The 12,768-nt window shown below is 43.0% G+C and carries 6 protein-coding genes, 2 tRNA genes, 1 rRNA gene and 1 pseudogene; all 10 read left to right on the top strand.

Going from position 1 to position 12,768, the window contains the following annotated elements:
• Positions 1–6 precede the first annotated feature (6 nt).
• Positions 7–1,626 carry a mechanosensitive ion channel family protein gene (locus RS893_RS08410; RefSeq protein WP_315790742.1) on the top strand — a complete coding sequence of 540 codons (1,620 nt, stop codon included), beginning with the start codon at positions 7–9 and terminating at the stop codon, positions 1,624–1,626.
• A 197-nt stretch (positions 1,627–1,823) separates the two neighbouring features.
• Entirely contained in the window at positions 1,824–4,403 is a 2,580-nt protein-coding gene (locus RS893_RS08405) for a CHAT domain-containing protein (protein ID WP_315790741.1), read from the top strand.
• A gap of 406 nt (positions 4,404–4,809) precedes the next feature.
• Complete coding sequence (locus RS893_RS08400; RefSeq protein ID WP_315790740.1) at positions 4,810–5,778, top strand: DUF1822 family protein; 969 nt, start codon at positions 4,810–4,812, stop codon at positions 5,776–5,778.
• A 133-nt stretch (positions 5,779–5,911) separates the two neighbouring features.
• Positions 5,912–8,245: a CHASE2 domain-containing protein gene (locus RS893_RS08395; protein ID WP_315790738.1), complete on the top strand. Its 2,334-nt coding sequence runs from the start codon at positions 5,912–5,914 to the stop codon at positions 8,243–8,245.
• Positions 8,246–8,447: 202 nt separating this feature from the next.
• Positions 8,448–9,245 (top strand): DUF928 domain-containing protein, encoded by a 798-nt coding sequence (locus RS893_RS08390; RefSeq protein WP_315790737.1) that lies wholly within the window; start codon positions 8,448–8,450, stop codon positions 9,243–9,245.
• 145 nt (positions 9,246–9,390) lie between these two features.
• Positions 9,391–10,128, top strand: coding sequence for an alpha/beta hydrolase (locus tag RS893_RS08385; RefSeq protein WP_315790735.1), 738 nt, complete (start codon positions 9,391–9,393; stop codon positions 10,126–10,128).
• Positions 10,129–10,289: 161 nt separating this feature from the next.
• A pseudogene (locus RS893_RS08380) lies at positions 10,290–10,376 on the top strand (transposase); the annotation flags it as partial.
• A 375-nt stretch (positions 10,377–10,751) separates the two neighbouring features.
• A 16S ribosomal RNA gene (locus RS893_RS08375) occupies positions 10,752–12,242 on the top strand.
• 165 nt (positions 12,243–12,407) lie between these two features.
• Positions 12,408–12,481: transfer RNA gene (locus RS893_RS08370), tRNA-Ile, on the top strand.
• Between the two features lie 83 nt (positions 12,482–12,564).
• Positions 12,565–12,637, top strand: a tRNA-Ala gene (locus RS893_RS08365).
• Positions 12,638–12,768 lie beyond the last annotated feature (131 nt).

Below are 12,768 nucleotides of genomic sequence, written 5' to 3'. Positions count from 1 at the left end.
GTAAAAATGAGAAAAAATCGTAAGTTCCGTCAGACTCGATACTCCCAACTGATTCAGACAACTCTGATTGTATTAGTATTGTTGATCAGTTTCCTGTTAACATCTGTACAAGCACAATCCGCAGTAAAATATGCACCAGTTGCTGTAGATGGTCGGCTGGTTTTTCGAGTCAGCAGTAACGAACAATCGAAAGCTCAAGAAAGGGCTAAATTCATTACTTCTCAATTGCAAGCAGTTGTAAAATCCCATGAAGCGCCTGATATCAGGATTGAACAACGTAATGATTCTCCAATTATTTTAGTTAATGGTCGGTACTTGTTAACTGTCACCCAGAACGATATAGATTCTGCTGATAGTCCACAAGAACAAGCTAGGGTTTGGGTTCAACAAATTGAAGATGCGATCCAAAAAGCCCAAGGCGAGAGAGGCGCAGAGTTTATTCGCAATACATCGATCCTCAGTGTTGTGATTGTGTTGATGGCCGTCGGCGTAAATCGGTTGTTAGGAATTTTATGGCAACTCACTCAGCACCGAGTCTCGCAAATGCTAGTTTCGGCTAACTCCTCAAGTGACAACCAAGTCCAAAATACATCACGTTTTCTTCTCAAAGCAATATTAATTTCAGCGCGGGTACTACTTTGGGTGGGAGTTTCCCTTTACATTACGAATCTATTTCCCCTCACCCGTGAGTGGAGTTATAACATCACCATCAGAATAATTAGCAGTCTCACCTCTCCCATTTTTTCCCTGGGACAAAAAGCCTATTCACTCACAGACATCTTTATCTTAATTGTCTTGCTTTTGGGGCTAATTATCTTTGCAGGCGCAACAACAAATTTATTACGCTCTCGCATTTTACATCGGACACGCATCAGTAGAGGAGCGCAAGAAGCGATCGCAGTTATTTGCAAATATGCCTTTATTAGTTTTGGTACGATTGTTTTGCTACAAATTTGGGGACTAGATCTTAGTTCTCTAACAATTGTAGCCAGCGCCTTGGGTGTAGGAATTGGTTTTGGTTTCCAAGACATTGCTAAAAACTTTGGTAGTGGAATAGTACTGTTATTTGAACGTCCCATCCAAGTCGGTGACTTCATCGAAGTAGGCGAATACATGGGAACAGTAGAATATATAGGAGCGCGTAGTGTAGTAATTCGCACCCTAGATCGTATTTCTATTATCGTCCCCAACTCCCGCTTCTTAGAAACAGAAGTCATTAACTGGAGTCATCGCAACCCTGTTTCTCGCATTCATTTACCAGTAGGTCTTGCCTACGGTTCAGATGTAAACTTGGTAAAAACAGCACTCATTGAAGCAGCTGTTGCTCATCCTGAAATTTTAAAACTACCCCAACCTCAAGTATTCTTCAAAGGTTTTGGTGAAAGCGCTATAGACTTTGAACTCTTAGTATGGATTGATAAACCCCACCTACAAACACCAATCAAAAGCGACATCTATTTTCTCATCGAAGCCTCCTTGCGAAAACACAATATTGAAGTTCCCTTCCCCCAAAGAGACTTGAATATGCGTACAGGCGATTTACCCATCAAACTTTCACCAGAAATAGAACAAGCATTATTGCGCTTAACTCAAGGAGTGAATGGAAATGGTAAATCGATGAAGTAGGGGATTGGGAAGTGTGGGAAGTATGAGGAGTGTGGGGAGTGTTAGGGGTAGTGAACAACCACTAACTACTAACCACTAACCACTAACCACCAACCACTAACTACTAACTACTAACTACTTTGAATCTTTGTGTCCTTCGCGTCTTCGCGGTTCGTGAAATAGCTATTCTGTGAGTGGGAAGAGACTGACTCAAACCTATGATATTAAAAAAGAAGACATTCCGCTTCTTAGCACTGGTTCTGATAGCTACTTTACTATGCATCAGAATTTCACCAGTATTAGCAAAAGTTCCTAATCCCAATCCTTCTACTTCCCCCACAATCTCTTCTGCTTTACAACAAGGGAAAACACTCTACGACAGTGGACAGTTTGCACAAGCAGTACAGGTGTTGCAGCAAGCAGCCCAAAATTATCGTCAGCAGAGTGATACAAAAAGACTTGCCGTGACATTGAGTAACCTTTCTCTTGCTTACCAACAACTTGGTGCATGGAATCAAGCCAAGCAAGCAATTACAGAAAGTCTCAATCTTCTCAAAAACATAGACGATCGCAAAATTTTAGCTCAAACTCTCGACATTCAAGGACGTCTGCAACTTGCAATGGGAGAATCAGAAAATGCCTTGCAGACTTGGCAGCGCTCAGCAGATATTTATAGCAAAGCAAATGATCAAAATAGTGTAGTGCGATCGCAAATCAATCAAGCCCAAGCATTAATCTCGAATGGATTTTATCGTCGGGCAGAAGCAACACTATTACAAGTAAACCAGACATTGGGATCGCAAAACGACTCCCTAGAAAAAGCAGTGATGTTGCGATCGCTAGGGGATGTCCTCCAATTAGTAGGCAAATTACAACAATCTCATATAGTCCTTGAAGAAAGTTTGGCAGTAGCCAAACGCTTGCAATCACCTAATTATATTGCCGCAAGTCTTTTCAGTTTAGGTAACAACGCTCGCGATCGCCAACAAACGCAACAAGCAATTAACTTTTATCAACAAACAGTTAAAGAACCTTCCTCGCCTCTGTTAAAGGTTCAAGCCCAGCTTAATCTTCTCAGTCTGCTTATTGAGGAGCAAAAACCAACAGCTGCTTTAAATTTAGTACCACAAATTCAATCCCAACTCGACCAACTCCCTCCCAGCCGCGCCAGCGTTTACGCCCAGATTAATTTTGCTCAAAGCCTTTTGATTTTATATTCGGTAGAGAACCAATCTAAAATCCAAAATCCAAAATCTAAAATTGCTAAAATTCTCGCCAAAGCCGTACAACAAGCACGCAATTTAAACGATCAACGCTCCTTAGCTTATGCTTTGGGAACTCTAGGTAGTCTGTATGAATATAACAAACAATGGCCTGAGGCACAAAAGCTGACCGAGCAAGCGTTATTTTTAGCGCAGAGTAGTAATGCACCTGATATAGCCTATAAATGGCAATGGCAGTTAGGCAGATTACTCAAAGTACAAGGGGATATTCCCAAAGCGATCGCAGCCTATGATTTAGCAATCCAAACCCTCGAATCGATTCGTAACGACTTGGTAGCAGTCAACCGAGAAGTACAATTTAGCTTTCGCGACAGCGTCGAACCAGTGTATCGAGAATCAGTACAATTACTGTTAGATACTCAACAAACACAACCAGAAGAAAAAACTTTAGAAAAAGCACGCCAAAGGATTGAAGCCCTGCAAATCGCCGAATTAGATAACTTCTTCCGTGAAGCATGTCTTCAAGGACAGCGTATACTATTAGACCAAGTCGTAGATAAAGAAAATCCGACGGCTACCATTCTATACCCAATTATTCTTCCTGACGAACTACAGGTAATAGTTAAAATTCCTAAACAACCCCTACGACACTACAGCACCCAGATTTCCCAAACAGAAGTAGAGCAAATAGTTAGCCAACTGCGGCAAAATCTTGTTAATCCGGCAGCAATCAAAGCCACGCGCACCCAGTCACAGCAAGTTTACAACTGGCTAATCAAACCAATTGCATCACAATTATCAGCTAGTGGGGTAAACACTTTAGTATTTGTACTAGATGGAGCATTGCGTAATTTACCAATGTCTTCTCTATATGATGGTCAACAATATTTAGTAGAAAAATACGCAACTGCCCTAAGTGTCGGTTTGCAACTCCTTGATCCCAAACCATTACAGCGACACCAGCTGCAAGCCTTAACTGCCGGATTAACTTATCCACCACAAGCATACTCCGACTTCGCACCCCTACCCGCGATCAGGACAGAAATTGAGTTAATTAGTGAAGCAGGCATATCAACAACCAACCTATTAGATCGACAATTTACAAGTAAAGAACTAAAGAAAAAAGTAAACACTACACCTTTTAACGTAGTGCATTTAGCAACTCACGGTCAGTTTAGTTCCCGTGCTGATCAAACATTTATCTTGGCTGCCGATGGTCCAATTAACGTGACTCAATTTGACAGTATCCTTCGTAATCGGGATGATATCAGACCCGAAGCATTACAACTACTAGTGTTAAGTGCATGTCAGACAGCAGTAGGAGACAAACGTGCAGCTCTTGGTTTAGCGGGAGCAGCTGTACGTGCAGGCGCACGCAGCACGATCGCTTCTCTGTGGCAGATTGATGACGAATCCACTGCTCAATTTGTTGGTGCTTTTTACCGAGAACTCAAAGAAGCCAACATTACCAAAGCCGAAGCTTTGCGTCGCGCCCAGCTACAATTGCTCAAACATCCCAACTATAATGCGCCTAGCTTTTGGTCAGCTTACGTACTGATTGGAAATTGGTTGTAAGTAGAAGGCAGAAGGCAGAGGGCAGATGGCAGAAGCACGAATCCGTATCTACGGTGTAGGTACACTCATGGCACATTGATAATCTATCTGTGTTCATCTGTGTTCATCTGTGTTCGTTAACCTGATACCTTGCACTGCGATGATGAACATTGCCAGGTCTAGGTGCAAGACCCCACAGGCAATTATGCCCACCACAAGAGCATGAAAATTTGACTTTTCCTACACCCTTACACCCCCACACCCATTTATGTTGCTTCTTCAATTCACATTAGACGTAAATTAGTTACTAGTTAATAACTACAAACTACTAATCACCAATTACTTAAAACTAAAATTATTTTTTTGCGTAATTTTTGTAATTAAGCGCGACTTATATACAGCAGCATTAAACCTTGGGGAATGATCTATGTCACACCAAACTTATAATCTTGATGATATTGCTTTAACACTGCCCATCACTCAAGCGACCCGCACTACTGCCCAGCAGTTTGCTCATCAACTGCCATATCCTCAAATTGCGGAACGAGTCCGTTTAAATACCCTGTGTATATTAGCAGTTAAGGATTATTTACAAATGATGGGTATTCCTACTGTTTTGGAAGCAAGCGACAGTTGGAATCCGATTATGCGTTTGTGTGCTGATGTAGCTGATTTGGAGTTGCCAGGAATTGGGCGTTTGGAATGTCGCCCTGTACTATTGGATCAACAAATTGGTTATGTTCCGCCTGAAACTTGGGAAGAACGAGTAGGTTACGTGTTTGTGCAAGTAGACGAATCTCTGCAAGAAGCAAAATTACTAGGATTTGTCCCTAATGTCGCCACCGAAGAGATACCTTTAACTCAACTGCAACCTCTAGAGGGTTTAATTGAACACCTAGCACCTGCTTTCACATTATCAGTTCCAGAGTTGGTAAATTTGAGCCAATGGTTTACAGGTATATTTGAGGCAGGATGGCAAACCATAGAATCCTTGTGGAATCAACCAGAAATAGCTCCAGCTTTTGCGTTCAGAAGTGGCAACTTGCTCGAAGATGAAACTAATAATCAGCAAGAAACAGTGGTGAGACGAGGAAAATTAATTGACTTAGGAATCCAGATTGCCAACCAATTCGTTATGTTGGTTGTAGAAATTAGCCCCCAAGCAGATCAACAAACCAGCGTTCTCGTACAACTGTACCCTGCTAACAATCAAAATTACCTCACCCCAGGAGTGCAACTCACTGTTTTAGACAAATCAGGAGCAGTATTTTTAGAAGCCCAAGCTAGAAGTGCAGATAATTATATTCAATTAAAGTTTAGAGGAGAACCCAAAGAAGAATTTACCGTTCAAGTAGCACTCTATGATGCCTGTGTAAAAGAACATTTTGTAATTTAGTCAAGGGTCAAGGATCAATGGTCAAGTGTCAACGGTCAAAAGTTCTTAATTGTTCTCCACTCCCTCATCTCCCCACCTCCCCTAATCCCCACTAGGGGTCGGTGAGTTCCCCACCTCTCCACCTTTTTCAACTATGGGTAAGTTAGTAGTTCTAAAATTTGCTGACGGTAGCTTTGAGCAAGGATTTGCCGTTACCCTACAAATTGGTGAAGAAGGTAAGTTACCTGATTCCGAAATTGCAGGTAGACTACCACCAGCAACGGAATTATTACACAAGTATAAAGAATGGCAGTCTAGCTATTCGAGATTAGACAATCGTTATCGCTTATCTGCTGACAAAGTACAAGTAACGAATGTATCAATAGTCAAAGAGTGTGATCAAACTGCGTATGTGTTGCGATCGCATCTTAATTCCTGGCTACTAGCTGCGGAGTTTCGTCCTGTCCGTGAGAAATGGCTAGAAAGATTGTTGCCTACGGATATAGTGCGAGTCATTTTACAAACAGAAAATCGCGAATTGCAGCGTTTGCCCTGGCATCTTTGGGACGTGTTGGAACGTTACCCCAAGGCGGAAATTGCTATTGCACCTCCAAGATACGAGCGCATTGCTGTCAAGAAAACCCATAATAAAAAAGTAAATATCTTAGCAATTATTGGTAATAGTCAAGGAATTAATACTCAGGCAGATAAAGCTTTACTCCAAGCTTTACCCACAGCGGAAGTCAGCTTTTTAGTTGAACCACAGCGTAAGGAATTAAATGATTGTCTCTGGCAAAAAACTTGGGATATCCTGTTTTTCGCTGGACACAGTTCTAGTCAGGGAAATAATGGTGTCGGCAAGATTTATTTAAATAAAACTGATAGTCTTACGATTGACGAATTAAAATACGCCTTAAAAAAAGCAGTGGAACGAGGCTTGCAGTTGGCAATTTTCAATTCCTGTGATGGTTTGGGATTGGCAGAAAAACTAGCCAATCTGCACATTCCTCAGATGATCGTGATGCGTGAACCCGTTCCTGATTTGGTCGCACAGGAATTTTTGAAGTATTTTCTCGGTGGGTTTGCTAATGGTGAACCTTTATACTTAGCAGTGCGAGAGGCACGAGAAAGATTGCAAGGACTGGAAGATAGATTTCCCTGTGCTACTTGGCTACCGGTAATTTGTCAGAATCTGGCAGAAATACCACCCACTTGGCAAGAGTTCACGGGTTGGATTCATCCAAACAAGTCTGGCAAACAAAGTTATAATTTTTCTAATCTAGTACGTATAATTATCTGTTTTCTAATTAATAGTGTATTTATTACTGCAATTCCTACTGGCTTGAAATTTTTAGAAGTCCTACAAAATTGGGATTTACAAGCCTTTGATCTGATGATGCGATCGCGTTCAGTTTTTATCAATGAAGATCCTGACCCACGTCTATTATTAGTAACCGTTGGAGATGCTGATATTGCAGCTCAGCGCCGCAGAGGCGAATTTTTGAAAGGAACATCTGTGTCTGATCAAACTCTTAACAAAGTTTTGGAGAAACTTCAGCAGCATCAGCCACAAGTCATCGGTCTAGATATTTACCGTGATTTCCCAACAGAAACAGCAAATTTACATAAAAGTTTCCAGCAAACTGACAATTTAATTGGAGTCTGCAAAGGTAGCGATACAACAATCAATACTAGTGGTATTGAACCACCACCAGAAATTCCCCAATCCCGCTTAGGTTTTAGTGACTTCGTTCATGATGCTGATGGAGTAGTACGTCGGCACTTGCTATTTATGAACCAAGAAGCAACCTCACCCTGTCCTGCTCCTTATTCTCTCAGCTTACAACTAGCACTGCGCTATTTAGAGGCTAAAGGAATCAAATCAAAGTTGACTCCCAGAGGCGATTTCCAAATTGGTGATGTTAATTTCCAACTCTTAAAACCACGAACAGGCGGTTATCAAGGCATTGATGCCAATGGTGGTCAAATTTTACTCAATTACCGTTCATCAAAACGAATTGCAGAACAAGTGTCATTGACACAACTTTTGTCAGCTCCAATTAACCCCAACGCGATCAAAAACAAAATAGTCTTGATTGGTGTAACTGCTAAAGGTGATTTTCCAGATTATTGGGCTACACCCTATAGTACTGAGTTAGACCAACAAATGCCAGGAGTATTGGTACAAGCTCACATGGTTAGCCAAATTCTCAGTGCTGTTCTAGACGGTCGTCCACTACTGCGGTCATGGAATCCCTTTGCTGAAGTGATGTGGATTTGGGTTTGGTCAATAGCAGGAGGATTACTAGCTTGGCAAATACGGTACTCTTTGATACGCTTGCTAATTTTTGTTGTAGTTGGCTGCGGTATTCTTTATATTTTCTGCTTTGGTTTCTTCCTTCAAGGGTATTGGGTTCCTTTTGTTCCATCAGCTTTGGCACTCATAGGAACAGCAGGTATGACAGCAATTAGTCAAGAGTCAAAATAATTTGTTGTTGGTTAGTGGTTAGTGGTTAGTAGTTAGTAGTTAGTGGGTAGAGACGCGATGTTCCTCGCGTCTGTACATTAGTGGTTAGTAGTTGGTTGTTAGGAATCAGTACCAGCCGCAGGGATGAATAGAATTTGATACCTGATAACTGATAACTGAATTACGTTTTCTTCTATAAAAAACACTAAATTACGGAGATTTTATGAACTTAAATTTAAGCCATCTAGTTTTGGTATTTGCTCTTAGTAGTACCAGCTTACTGAGTAGTTTTTCGTTGGTTGTAGCGCAGTCAACGCCAACTCAACCTTCACAACCAACCTCACCTCAGCCTCCTAAAAGCGGAACTATAAAGGTTAATTTACCCAATTTGCCACCTGGACCTGCTCCTGGAGGTCGTCGTTTTGGTGGAGCTAGAAGAGGCAGTTGTCCCGATGTTAAACTGCCCTTAACTGCTTTAGTACCTCTGACTGAACAGCCAGCCTCGGTAACAAATGTTTGGGGTTTAACCACACAAGCACACCCTCAGCTATGGTTTTATCTACCCTACACCAAAAGTTCTGGTTATCCAGCGGAGTTTGTCCTACTTGATGATCAAACAAAAGATTCTGTTTATAACAGTGCGATCGCTCTACCAGCAAAAGCAGGTATTATCAAAGTTCCCGTACCCGAAAACACTCCGTCATTGCAAGTAGGTAAACAGTACCGTTGGTTCTTGAATATTTACTGTGATCCCCAAAAGCAATCAACCCCAATTTATATAGAAGGAGTAATTGTCCGCCTAAACCCCAATCAAAGCTTAGTTAAGCAGTTACAAAAAGCACAGCCATTACAACAGGTTGCGATTTATGCTGAGAATGGCTTTTGGTACGATGCCCTCACTACACTAGGACAATTGCGCCAGACAAATCCTCAAAATCGTACATTGCAAACACAGTGGAGAGATTTATTAGCTGGGGTTGGCTTGGGTGAGTTGGCGGTTGAACCATTGGTTCAACCATGAATTTTCTTCTCAAGTTATATCTAATACCAAATAGGCACGCGGGAGTCTTTTTCAAGATTCTTGAATAGCCTATTGATCAATGGTTTTAATCCAAAATCCAAAATCCAAAATTGGTATAATTCACTACTACTACTCTTCAATTGATATGAGTCTTTTTTGTCTAGTTCATGGTGCCTTCCAAGGCGCTTGGTGTTGGGATTTGCTAATTCCCTACTTAAAAGCACAGGGTCACAAAACTGTAGCAATGGATTTACCAATTGAAAATGCATCTGCTACTTTGTCCCAATTTGCGGATGTAGTAATTCAAGCACTGCCAAAAACTGATGATGATATTGTGCTAGTAGGTCACTCTATGGCTGGTACGATAATTCCCCTAGTTGCAGAAGCAGTCAAAGTGCGTCAACTAGTGTTTGTGGCTGGGCTGATTCCGTACCCTGGAATCAGTACACTCGACCAATTTTCTCATCATCTTGATGCTGATACGCTCAAATCATTACATTACCAGCTAAAAGACCCTAGTAAACTCCAACAGTTCCACTCGGAACCTGGTATGTTTGAACCAGCGTCCGTAGGGAAAGATTTTTCAGACGAAGCAGTATTAATGGATTTGTTCTTTCATGATTGTCAACCGGATGTAGCACAGTGGGCAATCTCGAAAAGTTGTTCGCAACAATCTATGGCATATATATTTGAAACAAATTCTCTAAAAGCTTTGCCAAAGGTTGAGCGTCAATATATTGTTTGTACTAATGACCGAATTATATCTCCTACATGGTCATGCTACGCTGCACGCAAGCGCTTAGGAGTCGATGCCATTGAACTAGCTTCCGGACATTGTCCACATCTGTCTTGTCCTGACCTTCTTGCTAAAGTATTAACTTAATTAGTTGTTCATCGCACTAATAAGCATCAGAGCCCGACAGTTTCTCATTGCTTTTCCACTCTACCTGGAAATGTACGATCACTTCGGGAGTTCTTCACATTATGCTTGATGACGAAACGCGCGTTCACGGCATCGAGAATATAATTGCATTTACAAAATCGACCATTAACAACCAACTCAAGAATATTTCCCAAATTGAACATTCCAGACATCGTAGTCCTGTGAATTATTGCGTCAACGTTCTGTGCTGATTAATTGCTTATTGTCATCAACCCAAGAAACCCAGCCTTCAGCTGGAGTGGCTTTTACCTCTATCTGCTTAACCCGAACTCAGGTTAATCTAAGGTTCAACTGAATGATATGTGGGGTTTGTTGGCTGTTCAAAAAATTTTAAGTAAAAGTAGTTGACAAAGAAGTGGAGGGTAGCTACTATAAGAAAGTGCCAAATGAGCAAGGCGCTGCAAAGCGAAGCTCGAGGGCAACCGAACCATGAAAATTGTATAGTTTGAAAGCCATTATACATAAAAAAGCCTGCGTCAGTAAAGAAATAGACCAAGGCTAAGGTCAAAAAACAAAAGCCGGATAAGAGCTAAACAAACAGTGTTTGTTTTGTTTGTAGAAACAAAACGGAGAGTTTGATCCTGGCTCAGGATGAACGCTGGCGGTATGCTTAACACATGCAAGTCGAACGGGGCTTTTCGGAGCCTAGTGGCGGACGGGTGAGTAACGCGTGAGAATCTAGCTTCAGGTTCGGGACAACATTGGGAAACCGATGCTAATACCGGATGTGCCTGTGGGTGAAAGGTTTACTGCCTGAAGATGAGCTCGCGTCTGATTAGCTAGTTGGTAGTGTAAGGGACTACCAAGGCGACGATCAGTAGCTGGTCTGAGAGGATGATCAGCCACACTGGAACTGAGACACGGTCCAGACTCCTACGGGAGGCAGCAGTGGGGAATTTTCCGCAATGGGCGAAAGCCTGACGGAGCAATACCGCGTGAGGGAGGAAGGCTCTTGGGTTGTAAACCTCTTTTCTCAAGGAAGAAGTTCTGACGGTACTTGAGGAATCAGCATCGGCTAACTCCGTGCCAGCAGCCGCGGTAATACGGAGGATGCAAGCGTTATCCGGAATGATTGGGCGTAAAGCGTCCGCAGGTGGTTGTGTGTGTCTATTGTCAAAGGGTCATGCTTAACATGATAAAGGCAGTGGAAACTACACGACTAGAGTGCGTTCGGGGCAGAGGGAATTCCTGGTGTAGCGGTGAAATGCGTAGAGATCAGGAAGAACACCGGTGGCGAAAGCGCTCTGCTAGGCCGCAACTGACACTGAGGGACGAAAGCTAGGGGAGCGAATGGGATTAGATACCCCAGTAGTCCTAGCCGTAAACGATGGATACTAGGCGTTGAGAGTATCGACCCTCTCAGTGCCGTAGCTAACGCGTTAAGTATCCCGCCTGGGGAGTACGCACGCAAGTGTGAAACTCAAAGGAATTGACGGGGGCCCGCACAAGCGGTGGAGTATGTGGTTTAATTCGATGCAACGCGAAGAACCTTACCAGGGCTTGACATGTCTGGAACTTCTGTGAGAGCAGAAGGTGCCTTCGGGAGCCAGAACACAGGTGGTGCATGGCTGTCGTCAGCTCGTGTCGTGAGATGTTGGGTTAAGTCCCGCAACGAGCGCAACCCTCGTACTTAGTTGCCAGCACTTCGGGTGGGCACTCTAGGGAGACTGCCGGTGACAAACCGGAGGAAGGTGGGGATGACGTCAAGTCAGCATGCCCCTTACGTCCTGGGCTACACACGTACTACAATGCTCGAGACAAAGGGCAGCAAGTCGGCGACGACAAGCAAATCTCATAAACTCGGGCTCAGTTCAGATCGCAGGCTGCAACTCGCCTGCGTGAAGTCGGAATCGCTAGTAATTGCAGGTCAGCATACTGCGGTGAATTCGTTCCCGGGCCTTGTACACACCGCCCGTCACACCATGGAAGCTGGTCACGCCCGAAGTCGTTACCCTAACCGTTCGCGGAGGGGGACGCCGAAGGTAGGACTGGTGACTGGGGTGAAGTCGTAACAAGGTAGCCGTACCGGAAGGTGTGGCTGGATCACCTCCTTTTAAGGGAGACCCAACCGATTTTAGATTTAAGATTTTGGATTTGAGATTTGAAAGACAATCAATCCGAAATCGGCTGTTTTCAAAAATCTAAAATTGAGTCATCCCGAGGTCGGTCGCAGGATTGATAGATATATGGCTTTCAAACTATGAAAAGGTTCGGATGATGGGCTATTAGCTCAGGTGGTTAGAGCGCACCCCTGATAAGGGTGAGGTCCCTGGTTCGAGTCCAGGATGGCCCACCTAAGAAAATGTTGAATGATGAATAATGAATGATGAAGTCAAAAATATCAGAATTCAGAATTCAGAATTTTTCATTTTTCAAGGGGGTTTAGCTCAGTTGGTAGAGCGCCTGCTTTGCAAGCAGGATGTCAGGAGTTCGAGTCTCCTAACCTCCACCTGGACTCACAAACTGCACTCACAGATTTGGAGAGAAATCTAGCATCTGAACAAACAAATTCAGGCTGCTGGGTGTAAATCCAGCCAGAACCTTGAAAACTGCATAGAGAAGCGAAAGTAGGTAGTCAGT

Origin of the sequence: Fischerella sp. JS2, from assembly GCF_032393985.1 — a bacterium.
GTDB lineage: Bacteria > Cyanobacteriota > Cyanobacteriia > Cyanobacteriales > Nostocaceae > Fischerella.
The sequence above is the reverse complement of the archived record's forward strand: the minus strand, read 5'-3'. Positions and strand labels throughout refer to the sequence as shown.